Raw genomic sequence first — 24671 nt, 5'->3', positions numbered from 1 at the left:
GCCATGTACAGCAAGATCGTATTGCCGGTGGACCTGAACGAGGAAGCCTCTTGGTCAAAGGCGCTGCCTACGGCCATTACTCTGTGTCAAACTTTTGGAGCTTCACTGCATGTGGTAACAGTGCTCCCGGAGTTCACGATGCCCATGGTAGGGGCCTACTTTCCGAAGAACTTTTCTGAAAAAGCACATGCTGCGTTGAAAGAGGCGCAGCATAAGTTTATTCAGGAACATGTGCCTGAGGAGATTAAGACTCAGAGTGTGATTGTCGACGGCTCGCCATGGGAGGCCATCATTAAGGTAAGTAAAAAACTAGATGCCGACCTGATTGTCATGGCATCTCACACCAAGCGTAAATTTGTCGACTACGTTCTGGGCCCCAATGCGGAACACGTGGTTCACCATGCCAAGGTGTCGGTAATGATTGTGCGCTGACGTTTCAATACCGAGTTGTTTGTTAAGCGAACTCCAGGCCATTTGGCCTGGAGTTTTTGTTTGTGAGGTTATATTAACGCTGGCTAACGCATCGAATAAATTGGCGTTAATAGCATGAAAGCAGGATTTTTTGTACGCGATGTCGCCAGATAGCCCCACCTTGTCATTGCTCAGCTACATTAAAGGTACGTTAAGCCATTAACCCATGGTTAACGAACTCATGCATGTGGCAACTTTTCAGGGTATTGGGCAAGTTCGATCTCAACCTGAATGGGGTTTTAAAGGCCACCGCTGTATTGGGGTAAATCTAAGGAGTCATGCTATGAATGCAGCTACAACAAAAACGCACGGCCGAGCAGATATGCCTAATGTAAAAATCACTATTAATAAGGTGGGAATGGATCGGCCGCGTGCATGGCTTGCCGCGGGGTTTGAGGACTTTCGTCGTGCAACTGCTATCAGTTTAACCTACGGTATGTTTTGGGTGGGATTAAGCATAGCCATTACAGCGGGTGCAATAACACTCGGCTATTGGTACTGGTTATTACCTATGATCGCTGGGTTTATGTTTGTTGGGCCACTGGTGGCGGTAGGCTCCTATGGCATTAGTCTTGCTCTTGAGCGGGGAAGGGTTCCTAACCTTGGCGATGCCTTCGGCAGTTGGCGTCCGCACGCAGGCCAGTTGGCGATGATGGGCGTGATGATGATGATTTTCTTCCTCGCCTGGATTCGTCTTGCAACGCTGCTGTTCGCGTTGTTCTTTGGCTTTGAAGTACCTAGTCCAGCAACCCTTTACACATCACTCCTTACCACGCCTGAAGGCTTGGGCATGATTGCAGTAGGTTCAGTGGCAGGCGGTATTCTCGCTTTCGGTGCGTTTGCGATTAGCTCAGTGGCTATCCCAACGCTAATGGATCAAGATCTTACTTTTATGGAGGGTATCGAAGCTAGCGTGCGCTGTGTTGCCAAAAACTTCCGTCCGATGCTGTTGTGGGCTGCTATTTTGACAGGCTGCGTCTTGATTGGTGTGCTTACGTTTTACATTGGCTTGGCACTCATTTTACCCGTTTTAGGCCATGCAACATGGCATGCTTATGAAGAATTGGTGCGCTTTGAACCAGTCGAAAAGCTTGAGACCTAACGGTCAGAAAGTCTTGAAATGTTGAGCCTCAAACGCGTTGCTAAGTAAAAACATACTTAACCTGACTATGTGAAAGAGATAGCGTAACCTTTGCGCTATCTCTTTTTTATCCAGAGTCCTGCCTGTCTTGATAGTTGACAGAAACGGGCCTGTTTTCAAGATATTGTGTCGTGAGGTAAGCGTTGTGAAAGCGTTTTTACTGGGAGGGATTATGCTGTTGCTCAGCATTCCCGTGACGGGTCATATGCGGACAGAGGCCTCCCTCGATATGCCCGAAGGGCCTGTTATTCTCACAGTCAACGGTGACATAACACATTTCAACGCAGCCCAGGGCGCACTCTTTGATCGTGATATGTTACAAGCTTTGCCACAGCACTCCTTTGAAACGGGCACGCCGTGGACTGAGGGCAGTAGTACTTATAGCGGACCGCTGATGCGCACATTACTAGAGCATGTTGGGTTGTCTGGTTCTGAAAATAGCTCTGGAAATAGTTCTGGAAATAGTTCTGGAAATAGCGTTTACGTCTCCGCTTTAAACGGGTTCGAAGCGGAAATACCGATCAGTGATTTTTATAAGTATGATGTGATCCTAGCATTAGAGCGGGACGGGCAAAGCATTCCCATCCGTGAGTACGGCCCTTTGTGGGTACTTTATCCTTTCAGCCAAGATGAGGCTCTTTTAAGTGAAAAAATGCGTTTTAGAGCTGTTTGGCAAGTTATGCAGATAAATGTCCGTTAGTCAGTCTATTTCTCGGGCTCCCCGCCTGCTGCGTTATCCGCGTCGCTTTAAAGTGGTTGCTATGATTACCGTCCTGCTGTTCGCGGCAGCTCTGGTAGTGGCAGCCTTAGCGGCTTGGCGACAGGATAATTTGACACAAAGTTTGAGAGAAGATACGGCCTGGGTGGTATATAAGCTTGATCGCGATGCGATTCAGCTATTCAACCACTTACTTGCGGTCACCCGTGGTCCGATTTCACCTTCCGATCAGGACAATTTAAACCTGCACTTCGAACTACTCTATAGTCGAATGACGCTGTTGCAAGAGGGCGAAGTGAGCCTGCTGTTAGATAATATCAGTATGGCAAAAGCGTTATTAGTTCAAATTCAGCAGCAGCTAGATACGCTAGATCCCATGTTTGAACCTCATGTATCTTTACCTCAGTTGCCGATTGCTGAGCTAGAGGAAGAGCTGTTGGTACTAACTCGACTGACAGAGCGATTTGTTATTGCTATTAATGGTTATCTAGCAGAGTCTGCTACTGAAGAGCGCGTGCTATTAAATATTTTATACAAGCTTTTAATGTCGCTATTGGTGGGAATGAGTTTCGCTGTATTGCTGGTAATTGTGTTTCTGGTGCGTGAAATGCGAGAAAGCGCCGCTGCTCGGCGTGAGCAGGAGCAACTGAGTCGTCAACTTGAAGTCACTGCCACACAGGCGCAAGCTGCTAATCACGCTAAATCTGACTTTTTAGCCATGGTTAGCCATGAAATTCGCACGCCGCTCAACGGTGTTATTGGTATGAGTGAGTTGCTGCGTGAACCATCTAGCCTTGCGCAAGTAGAAGACTATGCTCGTACGATTCATGACAGCGCTAACCAGTTGCTAGCGATGATCAATGAGATTCTTGATTTTTCAAAGATTGAAGCGGGGCACCTAACGCTTGAAACTGCGCCCACCGCCCTTAAACCACTAGTCGACAGCGTTATATCGCTTTTTGAGCCTCGCGCTAAGGAAAAAGGCCTGCAGTTAACGTTATATGTTGATCCTCTCGTCCCGGCATGGGTAATGATCGATGCCAGCCGATTGCGCCAGATTTTGCTTAACCTCATCACAAACGCTATTAAGTTTACTGACCATGGTAAAGTTAATATACGTATTTATTCCACGGTAAATAGCCTGTTATTTGAAGTTTGTGATACCGGTTGTGGCTTAAATGAGGAGCAACAGGCGTCACTGTTTGAGCCATTTCAACAAGCGGATGAGTCAGTTGCTCGTCGGTTTGGCGGTACTGGGTTAGGTTTGGCGATTTGTAAACGCTTAAGCGAAGCCATGCAAGGACGACTAGGGGTTCGTAGCACTCCTGGGCAGGGCAGCATATTTTGGTGCGAGTTGCCCCTTATAGAAGCCAGCCCAGTCACCGCTCCATTGCCGCCCGAACCAACGCAGGATTTTACAGGCACATCCTTACTACTTGTGGAAGACAATGCCGTCAATCGTAAAGTTGCCATTGGGCTACTGTCGCGCCTTGGATGTGATGTCGTCTGTGCTGAGAATGGCCAAGATGCTCTGGACATGGTACAGGCTCAGCAGGTGCACCTTATCTTTATGGATATCCAGCTACCGGATATCGATGGCATCACCGTGACCAAAAGGCTTCGCTCTCAAGGTGGCTGGCTGGCTAACGTGCCGATTGTGGCCATGACGGCTGGCGGCGTGGAAGATGTTCGCCAACGCTGCCTAGCAGCGGGAATGAACGATTACATTACCAAACCGTTATCCTTACTTGCCCTTAGCCATGTGCTGTCACTGCAGCTGTTTACGGCTTCGCGCCCAGACGCCTTATCGGCGTTGCCTTTAGATCAGGAGCAGCAAGAGTTACAGCCACTCCTTAACCGTGCAACACTAGAGTCCCTGGTTATGTCATTGGGAGCTGAAAGTGTTGAACAGGTCATCATGCTTTATTACCAGCAAGTGAGTGATTACTCTGCACAGTTGGCTGCTTACCTAAGCAACGCGGAATTTCTGACAACGGAGCAAGCCAAGCAAGTGGCGCGCTTAGCACATCAGCTGCGCGGCGAATCGCTCGGTGTTGGGGCAGAGCGTTTGGCCGCTGAGGCTAAACGGCTCGAAATAATCGCCAGTAACAGTGCGTCTTCACCGCAAGATTTTACTGAAACCATGAGTCTGTTGAGGCAAACCGCTTCGCGAACTCATGCAGCGTTGGAGAAATGGCGCCGTGACGATAGCACCGAAGAATAGCGGTATTCAGATCGCTGCCAGCAACCAGCTTAATCCCTTCCAAGCCGCCGATGAACTGGCTCAGCAGCTAGGCCATGAGCACTTAGGTTTTGTGCTGTTTTTTTGCAGTGCAGAGTATCCGTTAGAGGAACTAGCAACTGCCCTTGGTGGTGCGTTTGATAAGGTGCCGATGAGTGGTTGCACGACGGCTGGCGAGATTACACCGCAAGGCTATGACCGAGGTTCTGTGGTTGCGATAGGTTTTGATAGTCGCGTGTTTGCAATTGAAACCTCACTGGTAGACGACCTTGAACACTTTGACCTTAGCCGCGCACAACCGCTCGTCGATACCTTGCTGGAGCGTTGTCGACAGCAGGCGGTTGCACCGGTGAACGAGCATAGCTTTGCCCTCACGTTACTAGATGGTTTGTCCAGCCGTGAAGAACAGGTATTAGCAACCTTAGATGCTGCTCTTGGCCGTATTCCCAGCTTTGGCGGCTCGGCCGGTGATGATAATCACCTTACCCATACCCATGTTTATGCGAATGGGCATTTTCATACCCGCGCCGCCGTGGTGGTAATGCTTAACACGCGGCTCCCGTTTGAGGTGTTTTCTACCCATCATCTTGAGCCGCTTGCCCATAAATTGGTGGTAACAGAGGCTGACCGGGAGCAGCGTCGAGTGCTAGAGCTTAACGGGTTACCTGCTGCTGACGTGTATGCAGCGTTAGTCGGCTGTTCTGTTGATGCGCTATCGCCATCCATTTTTGCCCAGCACCCGCTGGCAGTTTATATCGGCGGCCAACACTATATTCGTTCAATACAACGCGTGAATGAAGATGCTAGCCTAACGTTTTACTGTGCGGTAGAAACGGGCATTGTGCTCACCGCGATGCGGCCTGCGCCGTTACTCTTAGATCTAGAGGTGATGCTACAGCGCGTTCAACAACGCCTGGGTGCAACACCTTCGATTATAGGCTGTGATTGTTTCTTAAGGCGTATGGCGCTTGAGTCTTTGCAACAGCTGGATCAGGCGTCAGCGCTGCTTCGTCAGGCACGAGTAGTGGGGTTTAATACCTACGGCGAACATCATCATGGCATGCACGTAAATCAAACCTTTACGGGGGTGGCTTTTGGCGCTCTTCCAACTAGCGGCGGATAGCGATACTGCGGCGGATAATGCCACCCTGCGCGAGGAAAACCGCCGTTTGCGTAAGGTTTGCCAGGCGCTGATGGAGCGTGTGGAGTCCGGAGCAAGCCCTAACAGCGCCCCTTATGCAGCGTTTGAGCGCTCGGTGCTGCTGGCAGAGCAAGTACGCGAACGCACAGACGCACTTCATCGCACATTAGATGAACTTAGCCAAGTAAATGCACGACTTCTGGCGGCGAATGCCGAAGCAGAGGCGGCCAATCTTTCCAAAACGAAATTTTTAGCGGCGGTTAGTCATGACCTACTTCAGCCGTTAAACTCCGCACGGTTATTCGCCAGTGCCTTAGAAACGCATGCGCTTCCCGAGGCCTCCCAGGCTTTAGTAGGGCACATAGGGCGTTCGTTAAAAGATGTCGAAGGGCTTTTAGGTACATTGGTGGATATTTCCCGCCTGGATGCTGGCGTACTTCACGCGGATAAAGCACCGTTTGCGGTAAGCACACTGCTAGATGCCTTGGCCGAAGAGTATCGGCAAGTGGCCGCCGTACGTGGGCTGACGCTTCACTATGTGCCGTCGAGTGTGGTGGTCGAATCTGATCTAGCGCTGCTGGCGCGTGTCGTGCGCAACTTCCTCAGCAATGCTGTGCGCTATACCGAACATGGTCACTTACTGCTTGGCTGTCGACGACGCGCCAACGGTCTTGAAATTATGGTGGGCGATACTGGGCCGGGGATACCAGAGCCACAGCGTAAGGCGATTTTTCTAGAATTTCGCCGCGCCAACCAGTCCCAAAGTGGCCACAGCCGAGGGCTTGGATTAGGACTGGCAATCGTCGATCGTATCAGCACTATGTTAGAGCACCCGGTGTCGCTTACTTCACAGCTTGGGCGTGGCTCGCTGTTTTCTGTGCTGGTCCCTTTCTCTGTGCCAGTACCTAATGCAGCCCCAAGCGCAGGCGCATCGCCCGTTGCGTATGCACCAAAAGCGTTGTCTGGGTCTGATCGTTGGCAGCACGATCCGCTACAAGGCTGTGTCATATGGGTGATTGATGATGATCCCGCGATTATAGAAGGGATGCAGGCGTTGCTGGGCAGTTGGGGGTGTCGGGTGAGGGCAGCCGCTACGGTGAGTGCGCTGGAAGCAGCGAGTGACGGTGAGCGCCCGGCCGTACTGTTGGTGGATTATCACCTGGGTGACCACCGTGAAAATGGGATTGATCTGGCGGCAAGATTGCGTCGACGCTATCCAGGGTTAGCCACTGTGGTCATCACTGCCAACCATGAGGCAGCCTTGAAACGGGCCACCCGGGAAGCGGGTATGCACTGTTTGTTAAAACCGCTTAAGCCTCTTCGCTTAAAGATGCTACTGGGAACGCTCTTAGAGACTTCTGCTTAACGGGAAGTCGGCGGCTAGGTGGAGGAGGTTCGTTTGGCAAGATAAGCGCCTAGCTCCTCTTCACCTGCGATGACGATAGCATGCACTCTACTTGTTGCACCTAGCTTGCGTAAAATAGCCGAGACATGCGTTTTAACGGTAGTTTCAGCGATAAACAGTTCTCGTGCGATCTGTTTATTGGACATCCCCTGAGCCATGCAACCCAATACATCTAACTGCTTGTCGGTTAAGCGTATTAGCCGTTCGCGGGACACCTCCGACGAAGGCGTCAATGCTGATGACTCCATGCGTGGGGGCGGCTGGCGCATAATATCTGCAGGCAGATAAAGTTGCCCCTGAAGAATTTGGCTGAGTGCTGCTAACAGCTGCTCTCGGGGGGTTGATTTCGGAATATAGCCCACGGCACCTTGGGTAATGGCATCTAACACCAACTGGCGCTCCTGATGTGCCGAGACAATGGCGACGGGAAGCCATGGAAATCTTTCTCGAAGTATTGTCAGACCCTCTAGCCCATCGGCATCGGGCAGGCTTAAATCGAGCAACAGCAGATCAAGCTCATCGTGGGTGCCTATCGTGTGAATAGCCGCCGCCAAACTGTCCGACTCCAGCAGTTGAGTATCTGTTAAACCAGCGCTAATCACCGCGTGTAATGCTTCGCGAAACAGCGGATGGTCATCTGCCACTAGCAACGAGTACATGGCGTCTCCTACCAAGGGATGAGGGTGCGTCCTGCCATCGGGCTATATCGTAAATGGCGTGTGTGGCTAACACTGGGTAGGCACCTTATTTAATAATCATAATACTCAGGAGCTTTACCATGATCTACGCCAACCCGGGTGATGCTGGTTCCGTTGTGTCCTTTGAGAAACGCTTTGGCAACTATATCGGCGGTGAGTTTGTTCCCCCGGTCAACGGCCAGTACTTTGATAATATCAGTCCTGTTAACGGCCAAGTATTCTGCGAAATTCCCCGCTCTAGCGCTGAAGACATTGAGAAAGCGCTAGATGCAGCTCACAAAGCAGCGCCTGCCTGGGGTAAAACCTCCGTTCAAGAGCGCAGTAACATCCTACTTAAGATTGCCGACCGCCTCGAGCAAAACCTTGAAATGCTGGCTGTCGCAGAAACGTGGGATAACGGAAAAGCGGTTCGTGAAACCCTGAATGCGGATATTCCGCTGGCTGTTGACCACTTCCGTTACTTTGCTGGCTGCTTGCGTTCACAAGAAGGTACGGCTGCGGATATCGATGCTAACACCGTTGCCTACCATTTCCATGAGCCGCTGGGCGTTGTTGGTCAAATTATTCCCTGGAACTTCCCGATTCTAATGGCTGCTTGGAAACTTGGCCCTGCCCTTGCCGCGGGTAACTGCGTCATACTGAAGCCAGCTGAGCAAACTCCGGCCTCGATATTGAAAGTTATGGAGGTTATTGGCGACCTGCTGCCCCCGGGCGTGCTAAACGTCGTTAATGGATTCGGCGCAGAAGCAGGCCAAGCACTCGCCACCAGCAAGCGTATTGCCAAAATTGCCTTTACCGGTTCGACGCCGGTTGGCTCGCATATTCTTAAATGTGCCGCAGAAAATATTATCCCCTCGACAGTGGAGCTGGGTGGTAAATCACCCAATATCTATTTCGCTGACATCATGAACGCCGAGCCGACGTTTATTGATAAAGCCGTCGAAGGCTTAGTGCTGGCCTTCTTCAACCAAGGCGAAGTATGTACCTGTCCTTCTCGTGCGTTGATTCAAGAGAGCATGTACGACGAGTTTATGGCCAAGGTGGTTGAGCGGACTAAAACAATCAAGCGCGGCAACCCGCTGGATACCGACGTGCAGGTTGGTGCTCAAGCCTCCCAAGAGCAGTTCGATAAAATCATGTCGTACATGGACATCGCGCGCGACGAAGGCGCCGAGTTCCTTGCTGGCGGTGATAAAGAGAGCCTGGATGACAGCATCAATGGCGGCTACTACATCCAGCCGACACTGCTCAAAGGCAACAACAAGATGCGCGTCTTCCAGGAAGAGATTTTTGGACCTGTGGTCGCGGTGACCACCTTCAAAGATGAAGAAGAAGCGCTCGCCATTGCCAACGATACCGAGTTCGGCCTGGGTGCCGGTGTATGGAGTCGTGACATCAACGTCGCCTTCCGTATGGGGCGTGGCATTCAAGCAGGTCGCGTATGGACCAACTGCTATCACCAGTACCCTGCCCATGCTGCGTTCGGCGGTTATAAGAAATCAGGCGTAGGTCGCGAAAACCATAAAGTAGCGCTTGAGCACTATCAGCAAACTAAGAACCTGCTAGTGAGTTACGATATTAACCCGCTAGGTTTCTTCTAATACGCTATTCTGCAGTGATACCGCCCGGCTATTGCCGGGCGTTTTGCTACTCCCCTGACGCTTACTGTAACGATAAGAGCAACCACAAGTTGCCACATCGACAACCATCAGGAGTTGCATCATGGATAACACAATGCGAGCGGCAGTCGTACGTGAGTTCGGTCAGCCACTAGCGATAGAAGAAGTAAACGTGCCTCGTCCCAAGCGGGGAGAGGTGCTGATGAAGGTGGCGGCCTCTGGCGTTTGCCACACCGATTTACATGCAGCACACGGCGATTGGCCGGTAAAACCCTCGCCACCGTTTATTCCAGGGCACGAAGGCGTTGGGCATATTGTGGCGGTGGGTGACGGCGTTACCCATGTCAAAGAGGGCGATCGTATCGGCGTGCCCTGGCTGTACTCAGCCTGTGGTTACTGTGAACACTGTTTAGGCGGCTGGGAAACCCTGTGTGAATCCCAGCAAAATACCGGTTACTCGGTCAATGGCGGGTTTGCCGACTATACCTTGGCGGATGCGGGCTATGTAGGGCGTCTGCCGGACGCCGTTGATTTCATCGAAATAGCCCCGGTTCTGTGTGCGGGAGTGACGGTTTATAAAGGCTTGAAAATGACCGATACCCGCCCCGGCCAGTGGGTGGTTATTTCAGGCGTCGGCGGCTTGGGGCATATGGCAGTGCAGTACGCGAAAGCGATGGGGCTGAACGTCGCGGCTGTTGATATTGACGACGGTAAATTAGCCCTAGCCGAACGGTTAGGTGCCACAGTGACGGTTAACGCGATGAAAACCGACCCTGCGGCGTATCTGAAGAAAACCATTGGTGGTGCCCATGGGGCACTGGTCACAGCGGTATCGCCGAAGGCGTTTGATCAAGCGCAAAACATGCTGCGCCGTGGTGGCACTCTGGTGCTCAATGGCTTGCCGCCGGGTGACTTCCCACTGCCGATTTTCAGCACGGTGCTTAACGGTATTACCATTCGTGGCTCTATCGTGGGGACGCGCAGTGACCTTCAAGAAGCGCTGGATTTCGCCGCCGAAGGCAAAGTCAAAGCGACTGTGGTGACCGACACGCTAGACAATATCAACGATGTCTTCCAACGTATGATCGACGGCAAGATAGAAGGCCGTATTGTGCTGGATATGGCGAGCTGAACGAGCAAGTGGGGGAGACGATAGCTCCCCCCTTTTATTCCCTGCCGTCTATTCAATACCCACTGAATCTTTCTTTTCTAACCAGCGTTGTGCCATACGCTCGGCGTGGGCAAGATTGCTCACGACCGCTAATTTGCCCACTTCACGCTTAATGCCCGCGCGTTTAATTTTGAGTGCCAGGCGCGGCTGCAGCCCAACAAACATCACTCCTACGCCTTGTTCGCTCAGCTCACGGCGCAACGTATCTAACGCCACCATGGCCGTGGTATCCAGACTGGGAACTTCGCGCATATCCAGAACGATAATTCGTACGCTGTGATCAATCACTCGTAGCGTGGCAATCGCCTTTTCAGCGGCACCGAAAAATAGTGGGCCGTGAATTTTGTAAAGGGCGACTTCCGGTGGGAAGTGCGCGTCTTTATCGGGTGTGTCTAAGCGTTGAGTGTGGGTCAACTGTGCCATGCGGCGAATAAACAACGCGGCGGCCAAGCCAATACCGACAGCCACCGCAATCACCATGTCAAAAAGTACCGTTAGCCCAAAGCAGATCACCAGCACCCACACATCGCTAGCGGGGGCACTTTTCAGTGTATGCACAAAGTGTCGTGCCTCGCTCATATTCCAGGCGATGATAAATAGTAGCGCAGCCAGGGCCGCCATAGGCACATGTCCCAGAACGCCTGCCAGCGCGACTACCGCGAGTAGCACTACCAGCGAATGAACTACTGCGGCGATAGGTGAGAAGGCGCCGCTTTTGATGTTGGTCGCCGTGCGGGCAAGCGCTGCTGTGGCGGTAATGCCGCCAAAGAAGGGCACGATTAAGTTGCCCAGCCCCTGACCAATCAGTTCAGCATTAGGATCATGTCGAGTGCGGGTTAGGCCATCTGCCACGACGGCGCAGAGCAGTGATTCAATGGCCGCCAGTAACGCGATGGCTAGCGCTGGGCCAAGCAGCGCTTGAATTAGCGCGAAGTTAATCTCAAGCGGTGCGCCGTCAGCGCCAGGAAAGTGCCAGGGTGCAGCCACGCTAGGTGCAAAGGGTGGAATGCCGCTACCGCTTTCACCTTGGAACTCCCAGCTAAACCGTGAGGCGATCGTGTCGACCTCAACGCCACTCATTACTAGTAGTGCGGCAGCTAGGGTACCTACCGCCAAGCCAACTAGTGGCGCAGGTATCGGGGTATTCAATCTGGGCCAGATTAACAGCGTTGCCAAGGTAACAACTCCCACGCTGATTTCTGCGGGGGAAAGAGTGGGTAGCGCTTGGCCAATCAGCACTAGGTTATGCAGGGTGCTATCGCCTAGCTCTACTCCGGCCAAGCCAAGAAAGTCAGGTAGTTGTAGGAGCGCAATGACTACCCCGATGCCCGCCGTAAAGCCGAGGATAACCGGGTAGGGCACGTACTGAATCAGGCTGCCTAAGCGAGAAAGCCCCAGTGCGACCAAAATAGCGCCCGCCATCAGTGTGGCGATCAGCAGTCCGCCCAGGCCATGGTTGGCGACAATAGGAAATAGAATTACCACAAAGGCGGCAGTGGGGCCGGAAATGTTAAAACGCGAGCCACCCGTCAAAGCGATCACTGCACCCGCGACAATCGCAGTATAAAGCCCGTGTTGGGGTGGCACGCCAGTGGCAATCGCCAACGCCATAGAAAGTGGGACGGCTACCACACCAATCGTCAGCCCCGCCATGACATCACGCTTCAATTTGGCAAGCGTGTACCCCTCGCGCCAAGCGCTGAGTAGTGCACTGCCCGGCACTGGAAAGGCGTACCCCGAAGGTCGATGAGCGCGGGCCATCAGGCAAGTCTCCTAATAAAGTTGAAAAACAAGCAAGTGGGAAAACAAGGTTTTACGTTACGCCTGCTCAGTGATTCTCACAATATGGCGTTAGTTGTGAGAAGCGTCATCAGGGCGTTTTTCGGGCATAAAAAAACCCCAGCACGTAGGCTGGGATTTCTCTTTTCACTTGAAGACTGACGCCGTTACATCTGGGAGTCTTCCGGCGGTTCGCCGATGGTGCCTGGCATTGCCTGCACATGGCCCATCTGTTGGCCTGCCAGAGTAAGGAAGTGTAGGTGGCGTTCGTACTCTGCCACGAGATCACCAATCACTTGACCACGGGTATAGCCGTTCAGGTCTTTATCTTGACCGCCTTCAGCTAAGTACACGTCCAAACGGACATAGAAGTCGTCATCCGCAGGTATAAAGCTGGGGGTACGCATACGGTGCGGACATACCTGGTAGACAAAACTAGTGGCATCGCCCAGGTCAACCTGCAGCGTCAGATTGGGAAGCGACTCGCCATCAAGATGCTCTTCGGTAACGTTGGCGGTTTGGCCGCGGCTTTCAAGTTCTTGGGCAAATTGCGTCATCGCTGGGCGAATAGAGTGCTGAATGGTTGCTGCGGCACCCGCACGGTTAGAGGTATCCAGCGCACGATCCAAACGCTCGCGCCAGTCGCCGCCGGGTGCGCCACCGGCAATCATGCGACGTGCGTCGGCCTTGCTGCCTTCCAGTTTCAGGGCTTTATACATTCCCACCATGACTGCGAAAATCACCAATGAGAAAGGCAGGGCGGTAATCACCACGGCACTTTGCAGAGCGTTTAAGCCGCCAGCCATTAACAGGGCGATGGTGATCAAGCCAATCACTGCCGACCAGAAAATACGCAGACGGATCGGAGCATCGTGGTTAACGTCACTCAAAATAGAAGTGAAGTTGGCCAGTACCAGCGCACCGGAGTCCGCAGAGGTAATAAAGAACACAATCCCTAGTACCGTTACTACGGCTGCAGTAAGGCCTGCGTAAGGGTAGTACTCAAGCAGTGTATAAAGCGTGGTTTGCGGAGTGTTGAGTGCCTGCTCACCCAGCTCGACCACACCTTGGTTGGCCACCAGCTCAATGCCGCTGTTACCGAACACCGACATCCAGACCATCATAAAGGCCAGCGGAATAAACAACGCTCCAGCGACAAATTCGCGGATAGTACGGCCACGTGAAATACGTGCCAAGAAAAGGCCGACAAACGGTGTCCAGGCAATCCACCAGCCCCAGAAGAAGATCGTCCACCACATTTTCCACTCTTGGGCGCCTTCATCGGCAAACGCGTAGGTATCAAAACTAGCACCCACAAACCCAGAAAGGTAGTCACCGGCGTTATTGACCACTTTATCCAGTAGGACCAGGGTGTCGCCTGAAAAGAGTACAAATAGCATCAGGGCTAGCGCGAGCAGCATGTTGAACTCAGAAAGGCGGCGAATGCCTTTCTCGACGCCAGTCACCACGGAAATGGTTGCCAATACCACGACCAGGACAATCAAAATCACCTGCACGGTGAGGGTTTCAGGCACGCCGAACATATAGGTAAGGCCGTAATTGAGCTGCATTACCCCAATACCCAGACTAGTGGCGATACCGAACACGGTGGAGATTACGGCGGTGATGTCCACTGCGTTACCAATCGGACCGTGGATACGCTTGCCCAAAATTGGGTAGAGCGCGCTACGAATCGCCAGTGGCAAGCGATGGCGGTAACTAAAGTAGGCCAGCGCCATACCCATCAGCACGTACAGCCCCCAGCCGGAAAGCCCCCAGTGCAGATAGGTTTGAACGACGGCCTGACGCATGGCCTCTTGGCTTTCAGGCGCTAGATCAGGGGGTGCCAGATAGTGGGCGACCGGTTCAGCAACGCTGAAAAACAGCAGGTCAATACCGATACCTGCGGCAAACAGCATAGCTGACCACGATAGCAGCGAAAACTCAGGCCGTGAGTGATCTGGGCCAAGGCGAATGCTACCAAAGCGCGACATACCAATAATCACCACAAATACCAGATAAGCCACAATCGCCAGCATGTAGTACCAGCCGAATGTTTTACTTACCCAGGCAAGCCCTGCATCGAAGAAAGCGCCGGCCTGTTCGGTGAACAGCATGGTAAGAACCAAGAAAATAAGAATGCCCGCCACACTCCCGTGGAAAACCACGGGATTGAGGCGGTCGCGTGAGGGGAGGTTTGGGTTGTCTTTCGCCATGGAGGCGGACTCCTGTTGTTAAGACAAGAATTAAAAATAGCGTTATTTTTGAATGAACGTTCAAATAAAATACGCGGTTTAAGTACTCACTTCAAGTCGACGGGAAGCTTTCAGACCCTCGGATAAAGCGCTTTTCAGGAGTATAGAAACAAAAATGCCCGGCTAGGCCGGGCGTTAGAACAGGGTTTGACGTTTAATAAACGCTTACTCTGCCGCACTTTCCTCTGCAGGTTCGCTGTGGTGTCCACGACGCTCATGATCACGCTTGCCATGAGCTCTTTCACCCTGGCGATGCTCGCCATGTTTCTCAGCATGCATCTCGCGCATGGCATCGCGCAGCGCTTGTTGCTCTTCTTCGGTTAGGATCTCAGCCACCTGGGACTGGTGCTCTTCGCGTAGCGACAGCATGGCATCTCGGTGTTCAGCGTGTGCTTCGTTTAAGGCAGTTTGCTGCTCTTCACTTAAACCGGCGCGTTGATAAGCTTCTTGGCGGTACTCTTCCATGCGTTCCTGCATTGCTTCGCGGTCAATACCTGTACTGTTGTGGTGGCCGGCATTGGCACTGAAGGCTAAAGGCATAAGGGCAACGGCAAGTAGTGCAGGAGCAAATAGTTGGCGAAGTGACATGTTCATAACAGACCTCGAAACGTTTTAAAAAGTGGCAGTTTATCGATGTCAGTATCTAGGGGCTTGGTGTAAAACGCTTGCACAAAGTGTGCAACAACCGTGACCTTATTTTAGCTTACACGGTCACAATCACTTGGGTGGGGCTCACTGGATTTAACAACTGGACTTAAAAGAACTGGATTTAAGACCTGGATTTAAGACCTGGATTTAAGACCTGTGATTAAAAACTGTATTGAGGGGGCGTATTGAGGAATTTCACATGCTGGATTTACGTATTATGCGTCGATACCTGGGCGTAAGCGCGCTGACTCTCTTGATGAGTGGCTGCGGTGCAACGCATCAAGCCAGCCAGGGCCTACCTGCCATTGAGCAGGGGATGCTGAACACTCCGCAGACCTTTACTCGACTACCCGCCCAACGTTATACACCAGATGATTGGGCGCAAACATTGAGCGCCCAGGTACTATTGCCGAACGCATCAGACGCAGAGCGTCGACCAGCTGCACTCATTGTGCATGGCGGTGGCTGGCGCAACCGTGGACCTGACGACATGGAGGCGATTGCGGAGCAGTTAGCAGAGCAGGGATATGTGACAGTGAATATTGAGCACCGCTTTGCTCCCGAGTACCGATTCCCTGAACAGCTACATGATTTGCAACAGGCGATGAGCTGGATTCACAGTAACGCTGAGCGTTGGCAAGTGGATACTGACCGTATCGTGGGCGTTGGCTTTTCTTCTGGCGCACATTTGATAAGCCTGCTTGCCTTGGCTGACGATGAAGGCCCGCTTGGCGATCCTTATGGTGGCGAGCACACAAAGCTAGCAGCGGTGTTGGTCGGCGGTCTACCCAGTGACCTGTTGAAGTTTGATGACGGCCGTTTGGTGGTCGACTTTATTGGCGGCACCCGCGCCGAAAAAACAGAGGCCTATGCACTGGCTTCACCTGCGCGGCAAATCACTCCTCAGGCGCCACCGTTTTTTCTGTTTCATGGCAGTTGGGATCAACTAGTGCCCGTTGATCACGCAACTGACTTCTATCAAGCACTCCAGGCCCAGGGCACTGAAAGCGAGCTTTACTTACAGCGTGGCTATGGGCATTTTGCCAGCTTTCTGCTGCGTGGGAGCGCTATTGACGCGGGAATCGCCTTTTTAAACCGCCAAGTTCAGCCACCGATAGTAGAGAGCAAATAGACGGGTTTAGCCCTCAGGCTGATATTTATATCCAACCCCGTAAACGGAGCGAATAATCTCTAGCTCGGGTAGTGCTTCATGGATTTTTTTGCGTAGCTTCTTAATGTGGCTGTCCACGGTACGCTCGGAGACAATGCGGTTATCCCTATACATGTGATCCATTAGCTGCTCGCGACTGAAGATACGTCCTGGGGACTGCATCATGACGCGCAATAGTTGGAATTCTACGGCAGTGAGGCCAAGGTCGTGCCCATTAGCAAGCGCCTGCCAGCCCTCTTCATCGAGTGTCACTGGTGCTTGTGGGGTGGTGTCGGAGGCGTCATCGACTTGCGCCGCGGCTTGGCTGCGGCGTAATACGGCTTTTACGCGGGCAACCACTTCGCGGGGGCTAAAGGGTTTGCAAACATAGTCGTCTGCCCCTAGCTCCAAGCCCAGTAAACGATCAACTTCCTCGACTTTCGCGGTCACCATAATAATGGGTAAGTTGGGCCAGTGTTGACGGATTTCTCGACACAGCGTTAGTCCATCTTTACCAGGAAGCATCACATCTAGCAGTACTAATGCAGGGACGTGCTGGGTTAGCCAGGGCATAACGTCGTTGCCGTTGGCAATTATTGTCGGAGCAAAATTATTGTTTTCCAGATAGTCCGCCATTAAGCGGGCAATTTTAGGCTCGTCTTCAACAATGAGCAGTGAGGCGTCTTGGGGTGAAATATTCTCAGACATAGTCAGCTCGCTTAGATTAAGAGGCAATAAATAGCGGAAAGCGCAGCGTCCATTTCAGGCCGCCTAACTCAGAAGCACCAGGCGAAAGTGTTCCGCCATGGGCATTGACTAACGCGCTAGCAATAGAGAGCCCCAGCCCGCTGCCGCCACTTGCGCGGTTACGTGAGCCTTCCACGCGGTATAGGCGTTCAGTTAAGCGTGAAAGCTCGCTTTCAGGCACGCCTGGGGAACTGTCTTCCCAAGTAATCACAGCATGGCTAGCTTCGCAGGTTAATGAAACCCGTAACTCTCCTGGTGGTTGTGTATAGGCGCAGCTGTTATCCAGCAGGTTATTCCAGAGCTGGCGTAAGCGTTGGGCATCCCCTTGTATCATGATATCGGGGGTAAGCTGGCTTGACAGGGTCAGGCCGCTCTCTTCTAGCCAGCGGTCGGCATCGGATAAACGGCCTTTCAAGCTTTCGCTAAGGTTCATCGGCGCTAGCTGAATATCTAATGCGCCTGCATCACTTTGCGAAAGCAGCCTCAAGTCAGTGACTAACCGTTCCAGTTGAGCCACTTCTTGAGCCAGTGAGCTAAGATTTTCCTGGTTTAGCGGACGAATCCCATCCTGCATCGCTTCGATTTCACCGCGGAGCACTGCCAACGGGGTACGTAGCTCGTGCGCTGTGTCTGATACCCATCGTGCTCTGGCGTCACGGCTAGCTTCTAAGGTGGCCGCCAGGACGTTGAAATCGCGTGCCAAACTGGAAAGTTCATCTCGGCCGCGTTCTGGTAACCGAGTGTGATAATCACCTTCGGTTAAGCGCAATGTTGCGCCCGCCAATGCTCGGGTGCGTCGGCCTAGCCACCAGGAAAGCCCCCCTGCCAGTAACAGCGATGCTAATCCAAGAGAAACAACAATAAGCACCAAATTGCGCTGCTGGCGCTCTAGAAAGCGACTTTCCATGCGCTCCATCATATCTTGCGGAGGACGAAACCCCAGTTCTCCAATCGCTTCATTGTTTCCACTTGAGGTCACGTCGCTATACAGGGTGAGCCACCGCCAACCGTTTGAGCCGCGTGCGCTCTCAACAGGCGGGACGACGAAGCGGCCATCGCTATTGCGTAAAGCGAAGTCCTGAGCTTCGCCCAAGGGGGAAGGGCGGTCACGGTGTTCCTGACCAAGCTCAAAGCGCACAATATAGGGCCATCGTGCTGGCGATTGCTCCAACCACTCCCAACTACCCTGGGTTTCCCAGCGAGTAATTAGCCCATCAGCCAGAAGTTTAGCGCGCCGCTCTTGGGCTTGATTTAGATATTCTAAAAAGCCGCGATCGATGCTGTAAGTCACTGCTAGAAACACGCTTGCTGCAATGGCTACGTTGACACTTAAAATAGCCACAAAAAGCTTTAGGCCCAGTCGAGAGGGGCGCCACTGGCGTAGCGAAGCGAGCAATTTCATTAGCTGACTCCCTCATGGCTTGGTTGGGGTGGTTTGCTGAGTCGTTCGCGCAGGTTTTCTAAACCCAGGTAGAGGCAGGGCACAACCAGTAACAAGATAACCGTGGCGAATAGCATTCCAAACCCTAGCGAAATGGCCATGGGTATCATAAAGCGCGCTTGGCGAGAGGTTTCTAGAATCATTGGTGCCAAGCCTAAAAACGTGGTGAGTGTGGTCATCATAATTGGCCGTAGGCGGCGAGTCGCCGCGGCGACGATCGCTTCACGGGCATCCATGCCCTCACGACGCTTACGGTTAGCATAATCAATCAGTACCAGGGCATCGTTAATTACCACGCCCGAAAGTGCCAGCATACCAAGTAGGCTGATAATCGATAGTCCGAACCCCATTAGCATATGGCCTGCGACGGCCCCGACAATACCAAACGGAATAGCGGCCAGTACCAGCAGTGGCTGAAAGTAACTCCGGAAAGGAATGGCCAACAATGCATATAGCGCGGCCAGCATTAGCCACATGGCGTTGCGCAACGTGGCTAAATTGTCGGCGGTATCTTGCTGCCGCCCACCCATGCTCACTTCAAGCCCTGCCCAGGTATTGCTAAGGGTGGGGAAAACATCCTCTTGCAGCGTGGCTAACACTTGGTTAATCGCTTGATCTCCTTCTGAGTCAGCGGTCACTGTAATGATTCGCCGACCATCGATACGTTGAAGACTGCTAGAGGCTTGGCTTAACGTAATATCTGCAACGCGTGACAACGGGACGCTTAGACCGTCGGGCGTCTGGATCGGCAGCCGATAAAGCTCATTGAGGCTATCGCGATCTTGTTCTGGCAGGCGTACTTCAACGCTGACTTCTCGGCGGCCAATAAATTGTTCTATGGCTGTGGCACCCTGTAGCGGGCCGCGTAGCGCCTGGGCTAGGTCGCTCCCCGTTAGCCCTAACGCGCGCCCTTCGGCAGATAGGCGCATTTCAAGCTGCGGTTTGCCGTCTCCCAGTCCGCTGTCGATATCGGTTAACCCATATTCAGCCAGTTGTTCAGCCAACTGCGCAGCGGCCGCCTCTAACACTTGGGTGTTTGGGTGGGATAAACGCAGGCTCAGCGCTGCACCACTACCGGGGCCTCCGAAGTCTGACTCAAAGCGAACTGATTGCGCGCCGACTAAGTCGCCCGTTAAGTCGCGCCACTCCTGGGCAATTCGAGATGGAGGCCAGGCATCTAAACTTTCTCTGGCGATATCAAGACGTACTTGCAGGCTTTCACCATCCAAACGGCTGCGGGTGCTGCTAAAGCTAAGTGTTGCTTCGCGTTCGCTAAGTTGTTCGGCGGCGTTGAGCAATTGCTGGCTCAGTTCGCGGCTAACGCTAATGTTGCTGCCAATTGGTAGGGTAACGCTGGCTTGAACTTGGTCCGATTCCACTCTGGGCATGAGTGAAAAGCCAAGCCGGCCGCTCATGGCCCAGGCAAGCGCGACACATAGTAAGGCGACGCCTAGGGATACTGTTAGCAGGCGTTGGGTAAGCGCGCGCTGTAAAAACGGTTCAAACTGCTGGTAAGTAAAGTGATGCAAGCCCTTTTGCATACGCAGTCGAACAGCTTCTATAGGGCGCTGCCATACGGGTGTTTTGCGGGGTTTGCTGGCGTGGGCGAGGTGGGCAGGCAGTATAAACAGAGCTTCCACCAGGGAAATAATAAATACCGTGATAACAACCACTGGCACGGTAGCAAAAATAAGCCCTAAAAAGCCGGGTAAAAACAGTAGTGGCAGGAACGCAACAATATTAGACAGAATCGCAAAGGTAAGCGGTGTGGCGATTTCTTGAGCACCTTTCACCGCGGCATCACGAAGGGAATAGCCCTGTTCTCGGTAGCTGTAAATATTCTCACCGACCATAATGGCATCGTCCACGACGATGCCAAGGGCGATAATAAAGGCGAACATCGACATCATATTGAGTGAGACGCCAATCCAAGGCAGAAATAGCATTGCGCCCAAGAAAGCGGTGGGTATGCCCAGCGTTACCCAGAAGGCCAATCGTGCCTCAAGAAACAGTGCCATAAGAATTAGCACCAGTGCCAAGCCCATCCAAGCGTTTTTTAGCAGCAGATTCAGGCGGTCTTCATAGATTTCTGAGCTGTCTCTGGAAACATCCAGGCGTACCCCGTTGGGCAGGTTGGCGCGCAGCCGCTCCAACTCACCATAGACGGCTTGTGAGATACTGGTCGGGGTTTGATCACCAATCTGATAGATATCCACTGATAAGCCCTGCTCGCCGTTGTAGAACTCCTCACGGTCGGTTTCAGCAAACCCTTCTCTTACGCGAGCAATATCACCCAACACAACAGGAGAACCTTGGGCAGTGGTGAGAATAGGGAGCGCGGCAAACTCGTCCGCACTGTTGCGGCGTCCCTGATAGCGAATCAACCACTCGCCTTCGGCGGTAGTGAGCTGGCCACTGGCGAGATCGAGCGCTTCTTCAGCAATTCGGCTGGCAAGCTGTTGATGGTCTAACCCAAAGCGCTCAATGGCTTCTTCATCCAAAAGCACCTGGATTTCACGTTCCCGGTTGCCGGAGAGTTCTGCTCGGGAAATACCGCTAGTAGCCTGTAGTTCTGCGCGTACATCCTCCGCGGCGTCATGGAGGGCGGCTAAGCTAACTGAGCCATATACTTGTAGGCTCACCACGCTGCGAGAACGCCCAGCTAGGGTAAAGCGCGGTGGATCCGCAGCGTTAGGCAAGGTGGTGATGGCATTCACGGCTTGCTGGATATCCTGATAGGCCCGCATCACATCAACACCATCGATCAGCGTGGCGCTGACTACGCCGCTACCTTCGCCAGCGCTGGCGGTTAATTCATCGATGCCTTCCACGTCGGCAATGGCAGCTTCAACTGGTAGCAGCAAACTTTGCTCAACATCTTCCGGCGTGGCACCAGGATAGCTGATGCTAACTTGGATGATTTCCGTTTCAAATTCCGGGAAAACCTCTTTCTTGATGGCCAGGGATGCCATTAAACCGCCGACGATAAATAGCACCATCATCAGGTTAGGGGCAACGCCATGGTCGACCATCCAGGCGAGTGGGCCACGGCGAATCATGGGCTTTCCTCATCACTTGCTGGGGTGTCTCCCCGCTGGCGAATACGGACTTGTTGGCCTTCACGAGGCTGAGCCAAGCCGGCAATAACCACCCGCTGTCCGGGTACTAAACCGCTGCGTATTAGCGCCGTTTCCTGCCCGCGATAGGCCAGGGTGACATGGGTGCTGTGTAGGCGATCTTCATCATCCACCCACCATACCTGCTCGCCGGGACGCAATGCTGCAGAAGGCAAGGCGATGAGCGGCTCCTGGGTTGTGCTATGAAAGGCAACACGCAGCACATCGCCAAGACGCAGCGCAGGGCCATCTTGCTCTAGCGACAGCGGGTCATTCACGGCGATCAAAAGCTGCGCCTGTAAGCCGTTCTCTTCCAGGTTTGGCAGAATAGAAATTAAGTTACCTTCTCTGCTTGCTCCTTCCGGCCAGCCTTGGCTGGTAAGTGTGACGCGGCTGCCCGGCGTTAGCCAACCCAAAATATCCCCTGGCAACGAAGCGCGAACCCAAAACTGTTCGACACCAACCAAACTGAGTACTTCAGTACCCTGGCTTAACAGGGTCCCTGCGCCAACCAAGCGGTCTTGCACCATGGCTCGCCAAGGGGCAGCTAACGTGGCACGCTCAAGATTAAGCGCCGCTTGGTCTCGCACCACGCGTGCTTGCGTTAATTGCGCTTGAGCTTGGCGTAGCTGTGGTTCACGGAGCACCAATGCACGGCGCTCAGCACTGAGTTGGCGGCCAAAAGATTCATACTCACTTCGGGCGCGCTGTTGCTCCGCTTGTTCTAGTGCTAACTGCGCCTGCGCGTTGGCCAACTGCGCTTCGGCATCTTCGAGAACCAGACGTAAATCGGCCTGATCGATATAAGCAACTGGCGCTCCTTGTTCGACGACCTGGCCTGGAAGAACGCCTTCGCCAAAGCGTTCTAGCTGACCAGCCACCCGACTGGCTAACATGGTGGATTTCTCTGCTTCTACTCGACCAAAACCGTTAAGCATAGGCGCTTGCAGGCGCTCTTCAGTCGTCATGATATCCACTAAGGGTGGTGCGGCGGGCGGTGGCGGGCGGCGTTCAACGCGAGGCGGCTGGCTGATAATCCACCAAGCCAAGGTTAAGCCGCCAACGAAAACCAGTAGTGCTGCCAAGGCTCCGAAACCGATACGGCCTTGTTGAGAAGGTGCGTGAAAGTGAGAGGAGGTCATTACCGCGCGGCATCCGTTGGCTGAGGGCGAAAATTCCAGAGAAAATGGCGTATCATGCTAGCATCACCGATACGCAAGCAATGATTAGGTAAGCAATGTGCAAATAGCGTGCAACCCATTAAGCATCGCTGCATCGTGCGGTTTAACCGCTGACGGGCCTCACAATACCTGTCATTATTATTTTGCAAAGCACTAAATTCACTGGTTAATGTGACGTCATGAAAAACACCGCCACTCGCGATAAGTTAATTGAAACCGGTGCCGAGCTGATTGCCCAGCAGGGCTACAATGCGACGGGTATTAATGCCGTCTTAAAAACCTGTGGTGTGCCTAAAGGATCGTTTTACCACTACTTTTCCAGCAAAGAAGATTTTGGGCTGGCGGTGATCGAGCGCTTCGCCAGTCAGTATGATGAACGCTTGGCAACACTGTTTGAAGATGTTTCGTTGCCGCCGTTAGAGCGCATACGGCGTTACTTCGCCACAGGGCGTGAGCATATGTTGGACTGCGACCACACCACTGGCTGCTTGATTGGTAACCTGGGGCAGGAGCTTTCGGGCCAGAGTGACACCTTCCGTGATGCACTTAACTTGGTGTTCCAGCGCTGGGAGAAGCGTTTAGCCGCTTGCCTGAAAGAAGCGCAAAATCAAGATGATATCGATAAAACAATTGTTCCAGAAGCCCTGGCTAGTTTTATATTGTCGGGCTGGGAAGGCGCTATATTGCGCGCTAAAACGCTTAAGTCAGTCGCTCCTATGGAGCACTTTGAGTCGATTTTATTTGCCCATGTGCTGGCGCCATCAGCGTCCTGCGAAGCAAGCCGCTAGTGACGTGCGCGAAAATGGTGCTCTCCGCTAGCCACATCATTACACACGGCTGCCAGCAGCGACTCATCTAGCGACGGGTCGTCCAATGACAGCAGTCCGCACTGAGCCAACGCAGAGCGCAAACTTATCTGTTCATCTAAGCGCTGATAGACCACTCGCACACAACAGGGCATACGCTCACTGTTATCAGCCACCCCCATTTTTAATCCGGTTAAGCGTGTGACTTGGCTTTGGTAGCTGGGAAACAGAATAGTTTGGGTGATTTCATGGCCATTGAGGGTTTCGTGGTCAACCAAAAATAGCCGGTCTGCAAGTTTAACGGCAGTTCCTACGTACCGGTTATGACAGGGCCGCTTTCCCAGAGCGACTTGCATACGTTCGGTACGCTGGTACACCACACCTCCTTCTCTGGCTTCTAAGCACACCAACGTGCGCATCAAATGCCCAGGGCGGGACATTGAGTGGTAAAGCTCGAAGTAGCGACCTAGATAACGCTCCATGCCTTCGCTACCCCGCTGAATCAACGCATTAGGCCAGGGTAGTGTGTTCGGTGAGCTATCTGCGTTGAGCTGTCCGGTTTGCACCAGCGCACGGAAGTCGTGGTGAGGCAGCGCAATATCTTCTGGGGTTACCCCAAAAAAGTGGCAAATACGCTGCAGCGCGGCGTGGCTTGGGTAATAGCGACCGCTGAGGTAGCGGTTGAATTGAGCACGGTTAATGGATAAGCGGCGGCAAACGTCCGCAATAGACGGGTAGTAGCTGCATAGCAGGCGTAAATTGGCCACAAAATCATCATGCATGGGAGCGGTTTCAGCGTTCTCAGTCGGCGACGGTGCGGCTAATGTGACGCTTCGCTCTTCATAGTGCAATAGCCACGTAACAGAGCCGTTGCGTCAATCAGGCCTGATTTTAATTAGAATCTTGCGAGGCCAGATGATGGATACCCGCAGCGCCGCTCCC

At 53.0% G+C, this 24671-nt stretch carries 19 protein-coding genes; 10 read left to right on the top strand and 9 right to left on the bottom strand.

Features of this window, described 5'->3' with window-relative positions; all coding sequences use genetic code 11:
• The first annotated feature begins 3 nt into the window (after positions 1 to 3).
• From INT19_RS18490 to INT19_RS18465, 6 genes are all read left to right on the top strand, one after another.
• Positions 4 to 432, top strand: a complete 429-nt coding sequence (locus INT19_RS18490; RefSeq protein WP_193061809.1) for a universal stress protein — start codon at positions 4 to 6, stop codon at positions 430 to 432.
• A gap of 322 nt (positions 433 to 754) precedes the next feature.
• Positions 755 to 1573: a DUF2189 domain-containing protein gene (locus INT19_RS18485; RefSeq protein ID WP_125751113.1), complete on the top strand. Its 819-nt coding sequence runs from the start codon at positions 755 to 757 to the stop codon at positions 1571 to 1573.
• A gap of 184 nt (positions 1574 to 1757) precedes the next feature.
• Complete coding sequence (locus INT19_RS18480) at positions 1758 to 2312, top strand: molybdopterin-dependent oxidoreductase (RefSeq protein WP_301396400.1); 555 nt, start codon at positions 1758 to 1760, stop codon at positions 2310 to 2312.
• Complete coding sequence (locus INT19_RS18475; protein WP_193061808.1) at positions 2302 to 4554, top strand: ATP-binding protein; 2253 nt, start codon at positions 2302 to 2304, stop codon at positions 4552 to 4554. The genes INT19_RS18480 and INT19_RS18475 overlap by 11 nt, the downstream gene beginning before the upstream one ends.
• On the top strand, positions 4508 to 5695 hold the full coding sequence (nosP, locus tag INT19_RS18470; protein WP_193061807.1) for a nitric oxide-sensing protein NosP: 1188 nt from the start codon (positions 4508 to 4510) through the stop codon (positions 5693 to 5695). The genes INT19_RS18475 and nosP overlap by 47 nt, the downstream gene beginning before the upstream one ends.
• The gene (locus INT19_RS18465; protein WP_193061806.1) at positions 5667 to 7079 is read left to right on the top strand and encodes an ATP-binding response regulator; all 1413 of its coding nucleotides are present in this window, start codon (positions 5667 to 5669) and stop codon (positions 7077 to 7079) included. Before nosP ends, INT19_RS18465 begins: the two co-directional genes overlap by 29 nt.
• Before the next feature lie 14 nt (positions 7080 to 7093).
• Here INT19_RS18465 and INT19_RS18460 read toward each other — a convergent pair whose 3' ends face one another.
• Complete coding sequence (locus INT19_RS18460; RefSeq protein WP_193061805.1) at positions 7094 to 7777, bottom strand: LuxR C-terminal-related transcriptional regulator; 684 nt, start codon at positions 7775 to 7777, stop codon at positions 7094 to 7096.
• Positions 7778 to 7896: 119 nt separating this feature from the next.
• Here INT19_RS18460 and exaC point away from each other — a divergent pair, with 119 nt between their 5' ends.
• Positions 7897 to 9417 (top strand): acetaldehyde dehydrogenase ExaC, encoded by a 1521-nt coding sequence (gene exaC, locus INT19_RS18455; protein ID WP_193061804.1) that lies wholly within the window; start codon positions 7897 to 7899, stop codon positions 9415 to 9417.
• A 121-nt stretch (positions 9418 to 9538) separates the two neighbouring features.
• Positions 9539 to 10567, top strand: coding sequence for an alcohol dehydrogenase AdhP (gene adhP / locus INT19_RS18450; protein ID WP_193061803.1), 1029 nt, complete (start codon positions 9539 to 9541; stop codon positions 10565 to 10567).
• Positions 10568 to 10615: 48 nt separating this feature from the next.
• On the opposite strand, the gene dauA is transcribed toward adhP, so the two are convergent.
• The 3 genes from dauA to INT19_RS18435 all read right to left on the bottom strand — a co-directional run bounded on the left by dauA (position 10616) and on the right by INT19_RS18435 (position 15234).
• Positions 10616 to 12367, bottom strand: a complete 1752-nt coding sequence (gene dauA, locus INT19_RS18445) for a C4-dicarboxylic acid transporter DauA (protein ID WP_193061802.1) — start codon at positions 12365 to 12367, stop codon at positions 10616 to 10618.
• Between the two features lie 185 nt (positions 12368 to 12552).
• Positions 12553 to 14601 carry a choline BCCT transporter BetT gene (gene betT / locus INT19_RS18440; RefSeq protein ID WP_120386414.1) on the bottom strand — a complete coding sequence of 683 codons (2049 nt, stop codon included), beginning with the start codon at positions 14599 to 14601 and terminating at the stop codon, positions 12553 to 12555.
• A 204-nt stretch (positions 14602 to 14805) separates the two neighbouring features.
• A complete protein-coding gene (locus tag INT19_RS18435; protein ID WP_319022205.1) occupies positions 14806 to 15234 on the bottom strand; it encodes a hypothetical protein in 429 nt (142 codons plus the stop codon).
• A gap of 253 nt (positions 15235 to 15487) precedes the next feature.
• Between INT19_RS18435 and INT19_RS18430 the strand changes: the two genes are divergently transcribed.
• Complete coding sequence (locus INT19_RS18430) at positions 15488 to 16420, top strand: alpha/beta hydrolase fold domain-containing protein (protein ID WP_193061801.1); 933 nt, start codon at positions 15488 to 15490, stop codon at positions 16418 to 16420.
• A 6-nt stretch (positions 16421 to 16426) separates the two neighbouring features.
• On the opposite strand, the gene INT19_RS18425 is transcribed toward INT19_RS18430, so the two are convergent.
• The 4 genes from INT19_RS18425 to INT19_RS18410 are packed head-to-tail and all read right to left on the bottom strand — an operon-like array spanning position 16427 to position 22884.
• Entirely contained in the window at positions 16427 to 17146 is a 720-nt protein-coding gene (locus tag INT19_RS18425) for a response regulator (RefSeq protein WP_193061800.1), read from the bottom strand.
• 16 nt (positions 17147 to 17162) lie between these two features.
• Positions 17163 to 18587, bottom strand: a complete 1425-nt coding sequence (locus tag INT19_RS18420) for an ATP-binding protein (protein ID WP_193061799.1) — start codon at positions 18585 to 18587, stop codon at positions 17163 to 17165.
• Positions 18587 to 21685: an efflux RND transporter permease subunit gene (locus INT19_RS18415; protein WP_193061798.1), complete on the bottom strand. Its 3099-nt coding sequence runs from the start codon at positions 21683 to 21685 to the stop codon at positions 18587 to 18589. Before INT19_RS18415 ends, INT19_RS18420 begins: the two co-directional genes overlap by 1 nt.
• Positions 21682 to 22884 (bottom strand): efflux RND transporter periplasmic adaptor subunit, encoded by a 1203-nt coding sequence (locus INT19_RS18410; protein ID WP_193061797.1) that lies wholly within the window; start codon positions 22882 to 22884, stop codon positions 21682 to 21684. The genes INT19_RS18415 and INT19_RS18410 overlap by 4 nt, the downstream gene beginning before the upstream one ends.
• 218 nt (positions 22885 to 23102) lie before the next feature.
• Between INT19_RS18410 and INT19_RS18405 the strand changes: the two genes are divergently transcribed.
• Complete coding sequence (locus INT19_RS18405; protein WP_193061796.1) at positions 23103 to 23711, top strand: TetR/AcrR family transcriptional regulator; 609 nt, start codon at positions 23103 to 23105, stop codon at positions 23709 to 23711.
• On the opposite strand, the gene INT19_RS18400 is transcribed toward INT19_RS18405, so the two are convergent.
• Positions 23708 to 24511, bottom strand: coding sequence for a helix-turn-helix domain-containing protein (locus INT19_RS18400; RefSeq protein WP_193061795.1), 804 nt, complete (start codon positions 24509 to 24511; stop codon positions 23708 to 23710). The two genes, INT19_RS18405 and INT19_RS18400, sit on opposite strands and share 4 nt — an antisense overlap.
• Between the last annotated feature and the right edge of the window lie 160 nt (positions 24512 to 24671).

The organism is Halomonas sp. 3A7M (genome assembly GCF_014897875.1).
Classification (GTDB): Bacteria; Pseudomonadota; Gammaproteobacteria; order Pseudomonadales; family Halomonadaceae; genus Vreelandella.
The sequence above is the reverse complement of the archived record's forward strand: the minus strand, read 5'-3'. Positions and strand labels throughout refer to the sequence as shown.

Bases quoted from the DNA above. Each gene is read 5' to 3' on its own strand.
- INT19_RS18490 (WP_193061809.1), top strand. From the start codon at position 4: ATGTACAGCAAGATCGTATTGCCGGTGGACCTGAACGAGGAAGCCTCT.
- INT19_RS18485 (WP_125751113.1), top strand. From the start codon at position 755: ATGAATGCAGCTACAACAAAAACGCACGGCCGAGCAGATATGCCTAAT.
- INT19_RS18475 (WP_193061808.1), top strand. From the start codon at position 2,302: ATGTCCGTTAGTCAGTCTATTTCTCGGGCTCCCCGCCTGCTGCGTTAT.
- nosP (WP_193061807.1), top strand. From the start codon at position 4,508: ATGCAGCGTTGGAGAAATGGCGCCGTGACGATAGCACCGAAGAATAGC.
- INT19_RS18460 (WP_193061805.1), bottom strand. From the start codon at position 7,777: ATGTACTCGTTGCTAGTGGCAGATGACCATCCGCTGTTTCGCGAAGCA.
- exaC (WP_193061804.1), top strand. From the start codon at position 7,897: ATGATCTACGCCAACCCGGGTGATGCTGGTTCCGTTGTGTCCTTTGAG.
- adhP (WP_193061803.1), top strand. From the start codon at position 9,539: ATGGATAACACAATGCGAGCGGCAGTCGTACGTGAGTTCGGTCAGCCA.
- dauA (WP_193061802.1), bottom strand. From the start codon at position 12,367: ATGGCCCGCGCTCATCGACCTTCGGGGTACGCCTTTCCAGTGCCGGGC.
- betT (WP_120386414.1), bottom strand. From the start codon at position 14,601: ATGGCGAAAGACAACCCAAACCTCCCCTCACGCGACCGCCTCAATCCC.
- INT19_RS18435 (WP_319022205.1), bottom strand. From the start codon at position 15,234: ATGAACATGTCACTTCGCCAACTATTTGCTCCTGCACTACTTGCCGTT.
- INT19_RS18430 (WP_193061801.1), top strand. From the start codon at position 15,488: ATGCTGGATTTACGTATTATGCGTCGATACCTGGGCGTAAGCGCGCTG.
- INT19_RS18425 (WP_193061800.1), bottom strand. From the start codon at position 17,146: ATGTCTGAGAATATTTCACCCCAAGACGCCTCACTGCTCATTGTTGAA.
- INT19_RS18420 (WP_193061799.1), bottom strand. From the start codon at position 18,587: ATGAAATTGCTCGCTTCGCTACGCCAGTGGCGCCCCTCTCGACTGGGC.
- INT19_RS18415 (WP_193061798.1), bottom strand. From the start codon at position 21,685: ATGATTCGCCGTGGCCCACTCGCCTGGATGGTCGACCATGGCGTTGCC.
- INT19_RS18410 (WP_193061797.1), bottom strand. From the start codon at position 22,884: ATGACCTCCTCTCACTTTCACGCACCTTCTCAACAAGGCCGTATCGGT.
- INT19_RS18405 (WP_193061796.1), top strand. From the start codon at position 23,103: ATGAAAAACACCGCCACTCGCGATAAGTTAATTGAAACCGGTGCCGAG.
- INT19_RS18400 (WP_193061795.1), bottom strand. From the start codon at position 24,511: ATGCATGATGATTTTGTGGCCAATTTACGCCTGCTATGCAGCTACTAC.